The sequence below is a fragment of the Thiobacillus sp. 65-1402 genome (genome assembly GCF_001897685.1).
In the GTDB taxonomy this organism is placed as follows: domain Bacteria; phylum Pseudomonadota; class Gammaproteobacteria; order Burkholderiales; family Thiobacillaceae; genus Thiobacillus.
The window spans coordinates 1-14,973 of sequence record NZ_MKUG01000109.1 but is presented as its reverse complement, the minus strand read 5'-3'; the positions used below and the strand labels follow the sequence as shown (position 1 = coordinate 14,973).

At 62.8% G+C, this 14,973-nt stretch carries 16 protein-coding genes; 10 read left to right on the top strand and 6 right to left on the bottom strand.

All coding sequences use genetic code 11. The annotated features are described in order from the left end of the window. A partial coding sequence (locus BGO62_RS09220) for a helicase-related protein (protein WP_296641613.1) occupies positions 1-477 on the top strand: 477 nt, incomplete at its 5' end. After that, positions 474-815 carry a DUF3301 domain-containing protein gene (locus BGO62_RS09215; protein ID WP_296641612.1) on the top strand — a complete coding sequence of 114 codons (342 nt, stop codon included), beginning with the start codon at positions 474-476 and terminating at the stop codon, positions 813-815. The genes BGO62_RS09220 and BGO62_RS09215, both read left to right, overlap by 4 nt. A gap of 46 nt (positions 816-861) precedes the next feature. Here the strand turns inward: BGO62_RS09215 and BGO62_RS09210 are convergent, their stop codons facing one another. From BGO62_RS09210 to msrB, 3 genes are all read right to left on the bottom strand, one after another. Continuing rightward, a complete protein-coding gene (locus BGO62_RS09210; protein WP_296641610.1) occupies positions 862-1,800 on the bottom strand; it encodes an MBL fold metallo-hydrolase in 939 nt (312 codons plus the stop codon). 83 nt (positions 1,801-1,883) lie between these two features. After that, positions 1,884-2,588 carry an FAD-binding oxidoreductase gene (locus tag BGO62_RS09205; protein WP_296641605.1) on the bottom strand — a complete coding sequence of 235 codons (705 nt, stop codon included), beginning with the start codon at positions 2,586-2,588 and terminating at the stop codon, positions 1,884-1,886. Positions 2,589-2,591: 3 nt separating this feature from the next. Next, complete coding sequence (gene msrB / locus BGO62_RS09200; protein ID WP_296641603.1) at positions 2,592-2,993, bottom strand: peptide-methionine (R)-S-oxide reductase MsrB; 402 nt, start codon at positions 2,991-2,993, stop codon at positions 2,592-2,594. Between the two features lie 366 nt (positions 2,994-3,359). Here msrB and BGO62_RS09195 point away from each other — a divergent pair, with 366 nt between their 5' ends. From BGO62_RS09195 to BGO62_RS09180, 4 genes are all read left to right on the top strand, one after another. After that, positions 3,360-3,779 carry a rubrerythrin family protein gene (locus tag BGO62_RS09195; RefSeq protein ID WP_296641600.1) on the top strand — a complete coding sequence of 140 codons (420 nt, stop codon included), beginning with the start codon at positions 3,360-3,362 and terminating at the stop codon, positions 3,777-3,779. Positions 3,780-3,913: 134 nt separating this feature from the next. Then, positions 3,914-5,242 (top strand): heterodisulfide reductase-related iron-sulfur binding cluster, encoded by a 1,329-nt coding sequence (locus tag BGO62_RS09190; RefSeq protein ID WP_296641599.1) that lies wholly within the window; start codon positions 3,914-3,916, stop codon positions 5,240-5,242. Between the two features lie 23 nt (positions 5,243-5,265). After that, complete coding sequence (locus BGO62_RS09185; RefSeq protein WP_296641598.1) at positions 5,266-5,850, top strand: DUF3501 family protein; 585 nt, start codon at positions 5,266-5,268, stop codon at positions 5,848-5,850. A 61-nt stretch (positions 5,851-5,911) separates the two neighbouring features. Further along, positions 5,912-7,123, top strand: a complete 1,212-nt coding sequence (locus BGO62_RS09180; RefSeq protein WP_296641597.1) for a class I SAM-dependent methyltransferase — start codon at positions 5,912-5,914, stop codon at positions 7,121-7,123. 39 nt (positions 7,124-7,162) lie between these two features. On the opposite strand, the gene BGO62_RS09175 is transcribed toward BGO62_RS09180, so the two are convergent. After that, complete coding sequence (locus BGO62_RS09175; protein ID WP_296641595.1) at positions 7,163-8,080, bottom strand: LysR family transcriptional regulator; 918 nt, start codon at positions 8,078-8,080, stop codon at positions 7,163-7,165. A 117-nt stretch (positions 8,081-8,197) separates the two neighbouring features. Between BGO62_RS09175 and BGO62_RS09170 the strand changes: the two genes are divergently transcribed. The 3 genes from BGO62_RS09170 (at position 8,198) to BGO62_RS09160 (ending at position 11,713) form a co-directional block, all read left to right on the top strand. Continuing rightward, complete coding sequence (locus BGO62_RS09170) at positions 8,198-8,851, top strand: NAD(P)H-dependent oxidoreductase (RefSeq protein WP_296641593.1); 654 nt, start codon at positions 8,198-8,200, stop codon at positions 8,849-8,851. 50 nt (positions 8,852-8,901) lie between these two features. Then, on the top strand, positions 8,902-9,759 hold the full coding sequence (locus BGO62_RS09165; protein ID WP_296641591.1) for a pirin family protein: 858 nt from the start codon (positions 8,902-8,904) through the stop codon (positions 9,757-9,759). Positions 9,760-10,018: 259 nt separating this feature from the next. Further along, positions 10,019-11,713 carry a HAMP domain-containing sensor histidine kinase gene (locus tag BGO62_RS09160; protein WP_296641589.1) on the top strand — a complete coding sequence of 565 codons (1,695 nt, stop codon included), beginning with the start codon at positions 10,019-10,021 and terminating at the stop codon, positions 11,711-11,713. On the opposite strand, the gene BGO62_RS09155 is transcribed toward BGO62_RS09160, so the two are convergent. Beyond that, positions 11,703-12,653, bottom strand: coding sequence for a substrate-binding domain-containing protein (locus BGO62_RS09155; RefSeq protein WP_296641586.1), 951 nt, complete (start codon positions 12,651-12,653; stop codon positions 11,703-11,705). The genes BGO62_RS09160 and BGO62_RS09155 overlap by 11 nt on opposite strands. Positions 12,654-12,736: 83 nt before the next feature. Continuing rightward, positions 12,737-14,227, bottom strand: coding sequence for a sigma-54 dependent transcriptional regulator (locus BGO62_RS09150; RefSeq protein ID WP_296641584.1), 1,491 nt, complete (start codon positions 14,225-14,227; stop codon positions 12,737-12,739). A 230-nt stretch (positions 14,228-14,457) separates the two neighbouring features. Here BGO62_RS09150 and BGO62_RS09145 point away from each other — a divergent pair. Continuing rightward, positions 14,458-14,973: hypothetical protein (locus BGO62_RS09145; protein ID WP_296641583.1), on the top strand; the 516-nt coding region annotated here is incomplete at its 3' end.

Sequence of the window (14,973 nt, the reverse complement as noted above, 5' to 3'; positions counted from 1 at the left end):
GACGTCGCTGCGCGCGGCATCGACATCGAGGCGCTGCCCTTCGTCGTCAACTACGATCTGCCGCACAACGCCGAGGACTACGTCCACCGCATCGGCCGCACCGGCCGCGCGGGCGCCCAGGGCGAGGCGATTTCGCTGGTGAGCGAATCCGAAACGCGCTATCTCAGGGACATCGAGAAACTCATCGGCAACACCCTCGAACCGGTGATCGTTCCCGGCTTCGAACCGGGTGCGGCGGATGTTCCCGCGTATCAGTCGCGCGCGTCGCGCCAGCCGGAGCGTCACGGCGAACGCGAACGCAGCGCCCCGCGCGGCAGGCCCGCCGCGGTGCGCGATGCATTGTTCGATACCCCTTATGCGCCGAGCGATGCGCCGCGGCGCCCCGACAGCGCGCCAGCTGCGCTGCGCCAGGCCCCCAAGAAGCAGGTGGCGGCGCTGTTCCGCAGCCCGGTCAAGCCCGACACGGCAGGGCAGTGAGCTGGGAGATCGTCCTGCTGGGATTGTTCGGCGCGGTCGGCTGGTACTGGTATGCCGGCATGCGGACGCGTGAACAGGCGGTCGCCGTCGGACGGCGCGCCTGCGCCGACGCCGGGCTGCAGTTTCTGGACGAGAGCGTGGCCTTGAGCAAGACCCGCTTCGCCCGCAACGGCAACGGCCAGCTGCAGTTCCAGCGCGATTATCGGTTCGAGTTTTCCGATACCGGCGACAACCGCCGTCCGGGCGTGATCCGCATGCTGGGCGAGCGGGTCGAGTGGGTGAGCCTCGACGGGGAATGGCAGCCCGGCCGTGCCGCCAGCGTGAGCCGCCTGCACTGATTCCTTGCCAACACCGCAGCCCGGAGGCTGCGGTTTGCTTCTGGCTTTATTCCTGTTCGATTTCGAGGATCGCCAGGCTGATCTGCTGCCCCAGATTGGTATCCCATTCCGCCCAGTTCCTGTAGGCCTTGAGCTTGCTGGCGATAACCGGCTTCATTTCGAAATCGCTCTTGCCTTCGTCATACATGCGCCGCACTTCCGCCATCAGGATGTCGAAATAGGCCTTTTGTTCCGCGACGAACTTGCGGTCCCCGGTCTTGCCGTGGCCGGGAACGTAGAGCGCGGCGTTGAGCGCAAGCGCCTGGTCGGTCGCTTTCATCACGCCCTTGAAGGTGCCGTCGCGCATGTTCATCACCTGGCGGTTCAGCACGTTGTCGCCGGTGAACAGGGTGCGGTCTTCCACGATCTCGATCATCAAGTCGGTCTTGCTGTGGGCGTCGGTCGAGGAATGGATGCGGAAGGTCTTGCCGCCGATCTTGAATTCCTGGCCGTCGGCCGCCTCAATCGTGGGGATTTCCGCGCGGGTGCCGTCGGTGTAGCCGCCGGTCATGTCCGACATCAGCTTGAGCCAGAACGCAGCGGCGCCGTCCTTGGCCTGCTTGATCATGTCGGGGTGGGCGATGATCGTGGCTTGCGGCCATGCCTCCAGAACCGCCTGGTTGCCCAGCCAGTGGTCGCCGTGGACGTGGGTGTTGAACACGTGGGTGACCGGTTTTTTGGTTGTCTTGCGCAGCTGTGCCACCATCATGCGGCCAGCCTGCACGCTGGAACCGGGATCGATCACCACGACGCCATCGGCGGTGACGATCCAGGCTGGGTTGTTCATGAAGCCCTGGTTGGCCTTCGACGGCAGGCCTTGCGGGCCATGGATGACATACGTGCTGGCGCCGACCTTCTGCGCCGGATAGGTGCGGACGACGTCCTTGGGGCCCGCCAGCACCGGGGTGCAGAAAGCCAGGGCGACGAGCAGGGGAGTGATACGCATGAGGTGTCTCCGTTGGGTTGAGGGATTAAACATACACAGGCCAGGGGGATTCTTTAATAGTCGAATCGGGCCATCTCCGGTGGCTACCACCACTTCTCGAAAATGATGCGGTTCATCGGCACGCCCAGATCGTGCAGCAGGGCGCTCATGTCCTCGACCATGCCCTTGGGGCCGCACAGGTAATACAGCGTGTCGTCCGGCACGTCGAGCGCGTGCAGCTTGACCGGATCGATGCGGCCGGTGAGGCCGTGCCAGCGGACATCGGGCTGGGTGACGGTGATGCTCACATGCAGGTTGGAATGGGCCCGGGTCGCGGCGTCGAGTTCGTCGCGGAACAGGATTTCGCGGCTGTCCGATACGCTGTAGACCAGGTGTGCCCGGGTCGAAAGGCGGGCATCGCGCACATGGCGGAAGATGGACAGCAGCGGTGTGACGCCCACGCCGCCGCCGATCAGCACCACGTTGTCGCTCATCTCGGGAAGATAGACAAACGGCCCCTGGCCCTGCGATACGCGAACGGTGTCGCCCGCCCGCGCACGCTCGTGCACCCAGCGCGCCACCGGATGCCGCGCGCTGGCCTTGATCGCCAATTCGATCCCGCCCTGATGGAGGGGCGAGGTGATGATGGAATAGCCGGCGGTGTGCGTCGTTCCGTCGGCCTCAATGCTGAGGTCCACCCATTGGCCCGGCAAAAAACGGAAGCCGGCGTCGGGGATGGCCAGGCGCAGCACGCGGATGCTGGGCGTGGCGGACGCGATCGCCGTGATCTGCGCATCGAAGATATGCAAGGTTCAGTCCTGTTTTTTCTGGAAGTTCAGCGAGGCCGAATTGATGCAGTAGCGCATGCCGGTGGGAGCGGGGCCGTCCGGGAAGACGTGTCCCAGATGCGAGCCGCAGCGGCGGCACAGCGCTTCGACGCGCACCATGCCGTGGCTGGTGTCGGTCTTTTCCGCCACCGCGTCGGCGTTCAGCGGCTGGTAAAAGCTTGGCCAGCCGCTGCCTGAGTCGTACTTGGCGGCAGAGGAAAACAGCGCTTCGCCGCAGGCGGCGCAGCGGTATTCGCCGGTTTCGTGGTGGTCCCAGTATTGCCCGGTGAACGCCCGTTCGGTGCCGCGCTCACGCAGGATGCGGTATTGCTCGGGCGGCAGTTCGGCGCGCCATTCGGCGTCGGTTTTGGTTTGGTCGAAACTCATGGCAGTTCTCCGTTCAGCCAGAAGTGTACCCGCTAGGGGCCGGCCGTTGGTGCCAGCCCGCACTGCGAGTAAGGCCTTCGTGCCGCTTCGCGAGCAAGCGCGTGAAATCCTAAACCGGACACCGATCCGCCGCGCCTTGAAGTCCCGCAAGACAGGGCGGATGAATCGCAGGCCGAGGCGGCCGGGCGCGGGCGAGGTTGACAGCGCCATCGCCGCCGGTTTAATCTTCGTTCAGTTATTAGACTTAGTCTAAAAACCGGATTTCATCCACGGACGGGTCTGCTATAAATGGATAGCTGGACGAGTTGGACGGGATGGAATGTCAGTGCTGCAAAGCATGTCTATGTAAACCAAGGAGATCAGGTTATGCAACTCAAAGGTTCGAAAACCGAAGAACATCTGAAGGCCGCCTTCGCTGGCGAATCGCAGGCCAACCGCCGCTACCTTTATTTCGCAGCCAAAGCCGACGTGGAAGGCTACAACGATGTTGCGGCTGTGTTCCGCTCGACCGCCGAAGGCGAAACCGGCCATGCCCACGGCCATCTGGAATACCTGGAAACCTGTGGCGATCCCGCTACCGGCATGGCTTTCGGCCCCACCGCCGACAACCTGAAAACCGCAATCGCCGGCGAAACCCACGAGTACACCGACATGTACCCGGGCATGGCCAAGGATGCGCGTAGCGAAGGTTTCGACGAAATCGCCGACTGGTTCGAGACGCTGGCCAAGGCCGAGCGCTCGCACGCCAACAAGTTCCAGAAGACCCTGGACAGCCTGGGCGCGTAATTCCGCCCAAGCAAAAAGCGGGTCGGGCTCGGCCCGCTTTTTTTTACTTATGCCCTTGGGGCAGGTGTACCCGCAGGGTATTCATGCCCTGCGGGGCATACGGATTTCTCAATACCAAGATTACTGGAGTTCGCATGAGCACTCGTGAAGGCAGCCTCGAAGCCCCCACCCGTCATCCGCTCGACTGGAAAAACCCGGATTTCTACAACGAGGACAAGCTCAACCACGAGCTGGAGCGCATCTTCGACATCTGCCACGGCTGCCGCCGTTGCGTGTCGCTGTGCACCGCGTTTCCGACCCTGTTCGACCTGGTCGATGAATCCTCGACGATGGAAGTGGACGGCGTCGCCAAGGCCGATTACTGGAAGGTGGTCGACGAGTGCTATCTGTGCGACCTCTGCTACATGACCAAGTGTCCCTATGTGCCGCCGCATCCGTGGAACCTGGATTTTCCGCACACCATGCTGCGCGCCAAGGCGATCAAGTTCCGCAAGGGCGGCACCGGTTTCCGCGACAAGCTGCTGTCGTCGACCGACGCGATGGGCAAGCTCGCCTCGATCCCGGTGGTGGTGCAGGTGGTGAACGCCAGCCTGAAGAGCAAGCCGATCAGGAAGCTGGTCGACGGCGTGCTGAAGATCCACCCCGACCGCAAGCTGCCCGAGTACGACAGCGCGAAATTCCGTGCCACCGCCCGGCCGCGCAGCGACTTCGCGGTGAAGGCCGACGAGAAGACACCCGGCAAGGTGGCGATCTACGCCACCTGCTACGTCAACTACAACGAGCCCGGCATCGGCCACGACCTGCTGAAGCTTTTGGCGCACAACGAAATTCCCGCCGTGCTGGTGGAGAAGGAGGCCTGCTGCGGCATGCCCAAGCTGGAACTGGGCGACCTCGACGCGGTGGCGCGGCTGAAGGAAACCAATATCCCGCACCTGGCGAAGCTGGCGCGCGAAGGCTACGCGATTCTTACCGCGGTGCCTTCGTGCACGCTGATGTACAAGCAGGAACTGCCGCTGATGTTCCCCCACGACGCTGACGTGCAGGCGGTGAAGGAGGCGATGTGGGATCCGTTCGAATATCTGATGGCGCGCAACGTCGACGGCCTGCTGAAGACCGATTTCAAGGCGTCGCTCGGCAAGGTGGCGTATCACGTGCCCTGCCACCAGCGCGTGCAGAACATCGGCAACAAGACGCGCGATGCGCTGCAGCTGGCCGGTGCCGAGGTGACGCTGGTCGAGCGCTGCTCCGGCCACGACGGCACCTGGGGCGTGAAGACCGAATATTTCGACAAGTCGATGAAGATCGGCAAGCCGGTATTCCGCCAGATGGCCGCGCCGCAACCGGATTACGTGAGCTCCGACTGCGCGATCGCAGCGCGCCACATCCTGCAGGGCATGGGCGATTCCACCGCGCAGAAACAGCATCCGATCACGCTGCTGCGCATTGCCTATGGCCTGGAATAAACATCGCTAGCAAGGAGAATGACATGCCGCAGATCACCCGTGACAGCCTGCTGACCCTGGAGGGCTATGCCAAGGTGCGTCCCGCAATGCGCGCCGAAGTGATGGCGCACAAGAAGAACCGCATGGTCGAGCTGGGCGGCCACGTGACGCTGATTTTCGAAGACGAGAAAACCATGCGCTACCAGATCCAGGAAATGCTGCGCGCCGAGCGCACCTTCGAGGACGCCGGCATCCAGGACGAGCTCGACGCCTACAATCCGCTGGTTCCGGACGGCACCAACTGGAAGGCGACGATGATGATCCAGTATTCCGACCCGGACGAGCGCAAGCTCGCGCTGGCCCGCCTGAAGGGCATCGAAGACCGCGTGTGGGTGCAGGTGGCCGAGCAGCCGAAAGTATTCGCCATCGCCGACGAGGATCTGGAGCGCGAGAACGAGGAGAAAACCTCGTCGGTGCACTTCCTGCGCTTCGAGCTCGATCCCGCTTCGATCGCGGCCGCCAAAGCCGGCAGCCCGGTTCGCATGGGCATCGATCTCGCCGCCTACACGGTGGAAGCGACGGCGCTGGCGGACAGCACCCGCGCAGCGCTGGCGATGGATTTGGCCTAAAGTCATAGTCAGGCGGTAAAACCACGACACCAACGCGCCGCCTGCTTCGGAGGAGGGCGCGATGCTGAATCAATTGCTGGTTCATCAACTGCGGCGGCGGGTGGAGGCCTCGGGCCTGCCGTTCGTCGTCGAATTGTGGAATGGCGAGCGGGTGGGCACTGCCGCCGATGCCGTGGTGCGGGTGCGGCTGCAGCGGCCATCCAGCCTCAAGGCGATGGCCGACCCCAGCCTGGGCGCGCTGGCGCGGGCCTATGTTGAAGGAGGGCTCGATCTCGTCGGCGACGTCCGCGACATCCTGGCGCTCGGCGACCGCCTGTGCAACGCCGGCGACTGCGCGCCGAAAATCGGCTCGGAGGGGTGGAAGTGGTGGCGCCACACGCGGGCCAGGGACCGCCGCAACATCCAGTATCACTACGACGTTTCCAACGATTTCTACGGCCTGTGGCTGGATGCGCGGCGGGTGTATTCGTGCGCCTATTTCAAGGCGGCCGACATGAGCCTCGATGCGGCGCAGGAAGCCAAGCTCGAACACATCTGCCGCAAGCTCGACCTGCATCCCGGCGAGCGCTTTCTCGATATCGGCTGCGGCTGGGGCGGCTTGATCCTGCATGCGGCGGAGCGCTACGGTGTGCATGCGGCGGGCATCACCCTGTCGGACGATCAGCTTGCCTACGTCGGCCGGCAGATTGCCGCACGCGGCCTGGGCGACCGGGTCGAGGTGCGCAAGATGGACTACCGCGACGTGCCCGAACTGGGCGGCTACGACAAGATCGCCAGCGTCGGCATGTTCGAGCATGTCGGGCGTGCGAATCTCGCCGTGTACTTCGACAAGATCATGGCCTTGCTCAAACCCGGCGGGCTGGTGCTCAATCACGGCATCACCGCCGCCGCAACCGGATCTGGCGGCCTTGGCAGCGGGATCTCCGAATTCATCGACGATTATGTTTTTCCCGGCGGCGAGCTGGTGCACGCCTCCGACGTGCTGCGCGCCGCTGCCAGCAGCGGCCTCGAATGCCTCGACGCCGAAAACCTGCGCCCCCATTACGGCAAAACCCTGTGGCACTGGGTCGCCCGGCTGGAGCAACGTGCCGACGAAGCCCGCCGCCTGATCGGCGAACAGAAATACCGTATCTGGCGCATCTACATGGCGGGCTCGGCCCATGCCTTCGACCGTGGCTGGATGGAGTTGTGGCAGGTGCTGGCGGGCAAGGGCGTCGGCGGCAGCCAGCCCAATTATCCGTTCAGGCGGGATTTCATCTATCGCGGCGAGTGAGCCGCCGGTGGTGCGTGGGCGGGTCGGCCGGGCGGGTTTTCAGGCCGGGCCGGTGCGGTCCCAATAGGGCTCGCCCGCCAGGCGCTCCGCCACGAAGTCGATGAAGGCCCGCACCCGGCTGGAAAGATGGCGCGTCGGCGGATACACCGCGTAGGCCGAGAGTTCCGGCCAGCTGTGGTCGGCGAGCACCTGCACCAGCTGGCCGCTGCTGAGAGCCGTGTGAAGGTAGAAGGTGGGGTGCATGATCAGCCCTTCGCCGGCGATGGCGGCGCGCATCAGGAAATCGCCGCTGCTGGACGCCAGGCGGACCGGCACCTGCACGCTGCCGGGCAGGCCGTCCGGGCCTCGGTACGGCCACAGACCGGGATGCTCCAGATTGCTGTAGGCCAGGCAGACGTGATGCGCCAGTTCGGCCGCGGTCCCGGGGATGCCGTGGCGTGCCAGGTAGTCCGGGCTGGCCGATACCGCGTGACGGATCGGCGCCAGGCGGCGGGCGATCAGGCTGGAATCGGCCAGCGTGGCGATGCGAATGGCGAGATCGAAGCCTTCCTGCATCAGGTCGATCTGGCGGTCGTTGAAATCGAGTTCGAAGCGCACCTGGGGATGCTGCGCCATGAATTCCTGGATGAGCGGGGCCAGGTGCAGCAGGCCGAATGAATGCGGCAGCGCCACCTTGAGCCGCCCCTTGAGTGCCTGGTGGGCCTGGGATACGGCGGCTTCCGCCTCGTCCAGGTCGGCCAGGATGACGACGCAGCGATCGTAATAGGCGCGGCCGCTGTCGGTCAGGTTGAGTCGGCGCGTGGTGCGATGGATGAGGGAGGCGCCGAGGCGCGATTCGAGTTCCGCCAGGCGGCGGCTGACGGCCGATTTGGCCACGCCCAGGCGCTCGGCCGCGGCGCTGATGCTGCCGGTTTCCACCACGCTCACGAACATGTGCATGTCGGCGAATCGGTCCATTTGTTGCTAAATATAGAACAATGATTTCCAATTCTTGATCTTTATTCCTTTATTTGCAAATCGGACAATGCTTCCATGGTGCCAAACGGGTGCCGGACCGCACAGGAGATCATTGTCATGCAAGCAAGCCCAAGCCCTTCCCCCACCACCCCATTGCGCGTGCTGCGCGTCGATGCCAGCGCCCGCGCCGAGGGCTCCGTCAGCCGCCGGCTCGCCGACCAGATGCTCGATGAACTGGGCAAGCGCATGCCCGGCCTGGAACTGCTCCGGCGCGACGTGGCGCCGGGTCTGCCTCTGGTCAACGCCGCCTGGGTCGATGCCAACCTGACCGAGCCCGAGGCGCGCACCGCAGCCCAGCGCCAGGCCCTGGCGAGATCGGATGAACTGGTGGGCGAACTGATGGCGGCCGACGTGCTGGTGATCGCCACGCCCATCTACAACTTCGGCGTACCGGCCAGTCTCAAGGCCTGGGTCGACCAGGTCGCGCGTGCGCGGCTGACCTTCCGCTACACCGAATATGGCCCGGAAGGCCTGCTGAGCGGCAAGAAAGCCTATATCCTCGCGGCCAGCGGCGGCACCGAAGTCGGCAGCGCCATCGACTTCGCCACCCCCTGGCTGAAATTCGTGCTGGGCTTCCTCGGCATTGCCGACGTCGAGGTGATTGCCGCCGACCGCGGCATGGCACGCGGCGACACCGCGCGCCAGCAGGCATCCGAACGCATCGCCCAGGTGCTGGAGCGCGACTGGCCGGCACTCGCCGAGGCGGTTTGAAATCCGGGTCGAGCCGGACCATCATGCATAGACAGAGCAAGGAGGCTTCCATGAACACGCGCCACATTCGCCAGCTTGTCCCCGCCTTCGAAGTGACCGAAGGCGCCGGGGTCACCGTTCACCGCAGCATCGGCACGCCGGCGCTGAAGAACCTGGACCCCTTCCTGATGCTCGACCACTTCGGCAGCGACAATCCGGACGAGTACATCGCCGGCTTTCCGGAGCACCCGCATCGCGGCTTCATCACCTTCACCTACATGCTCGACGGCCACATGGAGCACCGCGACAGCATGGGCAACCGCGGCGACCTCAAGGCCGGCGGCGTGCAATGGATGAAGGCGGCCAGCGGCGTCATCCACTCGGAAATGCCGCAGCAGACCGATGGCCTGATGCGTGGCTTCCAGCTATGGATCAACCTGCCGGCCCGCGACAAGATGTCCGATCCGGCCTATCAGGAGTTCTCCTCGGCGGCGATTCCCGAGGTGGCGCTGGATGCCGGCCGGGTGCGGGTGCTGGCGGGCGAATTCGGCGGCGTGCGCGGCGTCATCGAGGACCCCGCCACCGATGTTCTCTATCTCGACGTCACCCTTGCCGCCGCGGCGCGTTTCAGTCTTCCGCTGAGTGGAACGCGCAATGCCTTCGCCTATGTTTTCGAGGGCGCCGCGCGCTTGGCGGAACAGGAGTTGAAGACGCACAACCTGGCCGTGCTGGGGGCCGGCGATACGGTGGACATCGTGGCAGGCGAGGAGGGCGCGCGCCTCATCCTGGTGGCGGGCCGGCCGATCGGCGAACCGGTGGTGCAGTATGGCCCCTTCGTCATGAACACCCGCGAGGAAATCGAGCAGGCTTTCGCGGATTATCGCGATGACCGGCTGGTGCGGACGCGGGCGGCGATGAGCGGACATTGAATGGCGTGTGCGCAAGACCCAGGACAGCTGAAAGGCAATAACGCCAAGGGGTTTACTGGCTAGGAGCAATACCAGCGGACAGTCATAACCGGACGATGGAGCAGAGGAGCCGGCAAGCGTCGCCGCGTGCGGCGGTGAATGCTTGCCGAATTGGGTGGCATTGCTGGCCCATCCGGGTCGCCAGCGTGCCCCTGAAGATCCCACAACCGTATGCCACTCACATGGCCACACCATGTTATTGCAGTAGCATAGTGGCATCATGCACGAAACCCTTCAGCACGGCAGCCCCCCTGAATCCAGGGGCATGGCGAGCATCCCCGACTTGATCCGACGAGGTGCCGGCATTCTGCCGGACAGCCTTATGTTCCGCGCCGTGGCCGGCCTTCTGGCCATACTGGCCATGATCTCGGCAGTCATGTTTTACGGGATCGACGGCTTCGTCAGCCAGCAATTCAGCCGGCTGCACAATGAGCGCGTGGCCATTCAGAACAGCCAGATTCAGCAATTGATCCAGGATGAGCTCACCACTTATGAAGCGCTTGCCCAGCTTGTGGTGACCGACTCCGATTTACGGCAAAGCGCGCAATACCATTTTTACCTGGATGGGGAGGCCGTGCCCTTGCGGGCGGACCTCAATCGCATAGCCAAAGCGTTTCGTCTGGAGTGGCTTGCAGTCTGGGACACCTCGGGCAGACTCGTTGCGGCGGGCAATGAAGCGCTGGCCCGCATGCCGAAGAATAAACAGTCCGCTCTCAAGCCCTGGGCTTCCCTGGCCTGGATCGATGAAAAGCTCTGGGTGATTTCCTCCACGCCGATCATCGTCGGCGACGACATCGTCGGCTGGATTCAACTGGGCCGTCAGACCAGCACGCGGGGGAACGCGACCATTCTGTCCGACGAGCGCCTGACCCTGCTTCCGGCTCAGGCTGGCGCGCCGCAGCCGCCATCGTCGATACGCATTCCGGTCTGGTCTCCGGAAAATGAGATCCAGGCGCTCGACATTGTCGTCACCGATCCTGCACGCGAGGTGCTGGCGCACACCAAGCGCCTGATTGTATTGACCCTCCTGGCTAGCGCCGTGCTGCTCGCCCTTGCCATCGCGATTTATCTGCATCGCGTGCTGATGCCGGTCAGGCAATTGACGGCGGCGGTCGGCCAGTTGCCGGAACAGATCAAGACGGATCAGCTCAATCTCTTGGAAACTGGCGGTCATGGAGAGGTTCGGCAACTGGTCAATGCCTTCAACGATATGATTCGCCATCTGTCGCGCCTGCGACAGATGGAAGCCGAGATGCATGCCCAGGAAAAGTTGTCCGCGGTGGGCAGGGTGGCAATGAGAGTGGCCCACGATCTGAACAATCCGATGACAGTGATCAAGAACACCGCCCATCTATTGAGGCCGGAGTTCGCCAACCAGCCCGAGGTGCTTGCGGAGATCGACCTGATCCTGCACTACTGCATCCGCTGTACTTCCACCATCGACAATCTGCTGCGCTTTGGCAAACCTGCGAAGCTGAAGATCGAAACCATCGAGCTCGGCGCTTGCATGCTTGCCTACCAGGAAAGGCGGGCGCACCTGAATTGCGAAAAGAAGATCAATCTGATCCTCCAGCCGGGCGGCCCCTACTTCACCCGGGGCGACCGCTATCAGCTCGAGCAGATGGTTGACAACCTTCTGGACAATGCGTTTGAGGCCAATGGCAATCAGCTTGTCGAGGTGGTCATCGGGGCCGATCCGGATGGCCGGTATTTCATTCGTTTTACCGACTACGGCAAGGGCTTCAAGGGTGACGAGGCAGACAAGGCCTTCGAGCTGTTCTTCACGACCAAGCAGACCGGAACGGGCCTTGGACTTTCGAATTCATGCGCCATTGCACAGGCGCACGGCGGAGAGATCCGGGTCACGGATGCCGCTAACGGCGGCATTACGGTATGGCTCAAACCTAGCCCCTGAGCGCAGTGACTTTCGGGCGTCGCAGGTATTCTGGCGCATCGCCCAGTTCGGCCGCCTGTGTGCCGCTCACGGGGACCGTGTTCCTGGCGATGATCCGTTGTGCTTCCTCGCTGTAGATGAAATCCAGAAATGGCCGCATCAAGTCATCCATCCACAATGCGAAAATCAGATTGAGCGGGCCGGTCAGCGGATAATCGCCGCGTGAAACGCTGCGCACGCTGGGCATGACACCGTCGACACTGAGGACCTTGAGTTGGCCCTGCTTGACGTAGGGCGCAGCGAGTACCCAGCTGTCGACCCCCAGGGACGGTCGAAAACGCGCCAGATGGCGCAAGTGGTCCGAATCGGTATTGGAACGCATGGCGTGTCTCGACCAGGTTTTCCCGCCGTTGAGCAGGACGGTGCGGACAGGCTCAAGATAGGGCGGGCAGTGGTTGTGCACGATGAACGCGATCGGCCGGTCGGCGCCGCCCAGCTCACGCCAGTTCCGGATTTCGCCGGTCGCCACCCTGCGCAGGTTGGCTAGGCTGATGTCGTGTACCGGGTTGTCGGGTGAGGTCAACACCACTTTCATGTCTTGCGCCACGGGCAGCCAGCGCATGCCGGCGGCGGGAGAATCCGGAACCGGGCAGCACAATTCGCCGAAGTGAGCCTTGCCTGACCGCGTTGCGAGCAGGCCACCATCGCATCCATCGCCGATTACCCGGACCCGGTTTCCGGTGCGCTTCCCGTAAAGTTGGGCGACCTCGTCGAGAAAGCCCAGTTTCAGCAATCGGGTGCCAACGAAAGTCAGATCTTTCGGCAGGGCGGCAGGATTGATGCGCAATGCCGACATGGACGAGGGCGAGATGCACATGTTTCTGTCGATGACGCCATCGAGTCTGTCCAGTGCTGTTTCGCGTCGGGTCGCAGCGCCAAGGCTCAGCGTTAGGCCGCTCATTCCCAATCCGCCCAATGCGGTGAGAAACCTTCTTCTTCCGCGCACAAAATTCCGCATTTCCGCCATGTTTTTCCTCTCGCCAGCTACAGCCTGCGCAACAGCGTCTTGTAATCGATGCCTAACAGTCGGGCGGCGTGGGTCTTGTTGCCCGATGTCATTTCGAGGATGCGCCGGACATGGATCCGCTCCGCTTCGGCTAGCGTCAAGATCGCGTTCTGCCCGGTTTCCTCCGCCACGACTTCCCCATGCGCAATGTGGTTCAGCATGGGCAGTGTGATTTCCTGGGCCGCGTCTTCGCACAGAATCACCGCCGCCTCGATCAGGTTTTCAAGTTCGCGCACGTTGCCCGGCCACGCCATCTGCTGCAGGTAGTACAACGCATCGGAGCGGATCTGGCGCACCCGTTTGCCGTGGGCGCGGCTGTAGTGCTGCATGAATTGCTGGGCAAGCAGCGGTATGTCTTCGATGCGCTCGCGCAGCGGGGGCAGCGTGGTTCCTAGCACGCGCAGGCGATGATAGAGGTCGCGGCGGAACCCGCCATCCTGCACCATTTTCTCCAGTTTCTCGTTGGTGGCGGAAATGATGCGGAAGTTGACTTCCTGTTCCTTGTCGCCCCCGACAGGCCGCACCCGCCTCTCCTGGATGACGCGCAGCAGTTTGGCCTGAATCAGGGGCGACATGGAGTTCACTTCGTCCAGGAACAAGGTCCCGCCGTGCGCCTCGCACAACAGGCCCTTGCGATCCTGGGTGGCACCGGTAAAGGCGCCGCGCCGATGGCCAAACAGTTCGGAATCAGCCAGTTCATCGGGAATGGCTGCCATGTTGACCGCCACGAAAGGCCCTTGGTCGGCGTGTATCGCGCGCGCGACCAATTCCTTGCCGGTACCGCTCTCGCCTTCGATCAGCACGCTTGCGCGCGTATGACGTACACGCAGAATCCAGCTATGCAGGCGTTCGATGGCTGCGCTCTGGCCGTTGATGCTGCGCAGATATCCGTCCTGGCCCAGCAGGGAGCGTTTGAGGGCTTCGCAACGTGCGCGCAGCACCAGGTCCTGTTCGAGCTTGGCGACGATCAGCTGCACGGACTCGGGATCGAACGGTTTCGGCAGGAAGTCGAATGCCCCCAGTTTCACTGCGCGTACGGCATTTTCGATGGTGGAATAAGCGCTAACGACCACAACCGGGGTGTCCGGCAGGATGCCTTGAATCCGGCTCAATACCTCGAATCCATCGAAATCCGGCATTACCAGATCGAGGAATATCAGGGTCGGCTCCAGTGCGGGGAGCTCGCGCTCCAGATCGAACTTGCCGACCCGGACGGCGACCTGAAAGTCGCCGCAGGTCTGTATCACGCGTCCGAGTATGCGTGCGATTTCCGGCTCGTCATCAATGATCAAAACCTTGTGCGCACTGATCGGTTCGGGAGGCTGGGAGATGTCTTTTGGATCGGGGGGGCACATGGAACCGGAAAGAAACCAAGTCATTGAAACGCAATCTGCGGACCACCTTAGTCCCATCCTACGGCCAGCGTCAAGCTCGCGCGCAATTGGCCGTGCATCTGGAAAAAACGGCACGCGCGCGTGCTATGGCGTTTCTCCCATGACCTGTCCAGACCGATTGGCGATACGCCATTGGCGGCGCCTGTCTGGCCGGAATCTGTTTTGATTTCCTCTTTGTTTTCAATTGATTGTTGCCTTGTGTCGCTGGTGGCACGGTGCCTGCTTTAAGCCTGTCGGGTGGACGCGACTCGGGCGGCAACAGCGATCTTCCACCCGACTCGTTTGTTTCAATTAATGGAGAGGCTATGAACATTCCAAGAAAACTCAAATTGCTGGCATTTGGCGCTTGCCTTGCCGCCGCGCTTCCGGCAAGCGCCGAGGAGTACCCGAAATTCGATTACATGCCGGGCAAGGAGTTGGCAATCCCCCACGTTTCGGGAGACGCGAAATTCTCGAATACCTATCAATACTGGAAAGATGAGAAGGCGCTTGAAGACGCCAAGAAAAGCGGAAAGATGTCCCATGAGATGAACTACAAGGATTTCCGCTGGGCAGTTAAAAGCTTCGACGCGGAAGGCGCGATCGACATCGGCAGAGGGTACTACAACGAGAAGAATGCCAAGGGGCAATCCTGTGCTTCCTGCCACGGCGCAGAGGGTAAAAAGCTCAAGGGAATATACGCAAACTACCCGGCCTACAACAAACGCCTGAAGCGTGTCGTGACCGTCCCCACGCAGATCAAAACCTGCGCGACCGAACGGCTCGGCTTCGACTGGAAGGAGAACACGCGTCAGAACACGCTGATCGACTTCTTCGTCGGC